The sequence below is a fragment of the Chryseobacterium sp. 2TAF14 genome, from assembly GCF_052115105.1.
In the GTDB taxonomy this organism is placed as follows: domain Bacteria; phylum Bacteroidota; class Bacteroidia; order Flavobacteriales; family Weeksellaceae; genus Chryseobacterium.
Genome location: NZ_JBFRGA010000376.1, coordinates 1 through 430, shown reverse-complemented (window position 1 = coordinate 430; position 430 = coordinate 1). Strand labels below are relative to the sequence as shown.

General features: G+C 31.9%; 1 pseudogene. It reads right to left on the bottom strand.

Features of this window, described 5'->3' with window-relative positions:
• Window positions 1-39 precede the first annotated feature (39 nt).
• Window positions 40-430: pseudogene (locus AB4Y90_RS18235) on the bottom strand (KilA-N domain-containing protein); the annotation flags it as partial.

Below are 430 nucleotides of genomic sequence, written 5' to 3'. Positions count from 1 at the left end.
ATGTAAAATTACTATTTAAAGTAAATTTTTTTCGTTTTTTTATTTCAAAAAATGTTTTTCTTCAATGTTTTCCAAGACTTGCATTTGATGAATTGCAATTTTGTTAAGTTTTTGCAAACGCTCGCTTTGATTAAAATTTTCCTGAATAAAAATTGCATTGATATTTTCCAGATTTGACAGGCAAATCAGTTGATTCATCGTTGCATAATCACGTATATTCCCTTTCTTATCAGGATTTGCGTCTCGCCATTGTCGGGCTGTAATCCCAAATAATGCGACATTCAGAACATCTGCTTCATTTGCGTAAATAATAGAAATCTCTTTAGAAGATAACTCTTTTGGAATGAGATTCTGTTTTATAGCGTCTGTATGGATGCGGTAATTTATTTTTGCTAATTCTCGTTTCGCAGACCAGCCAAACTGTTTTTGC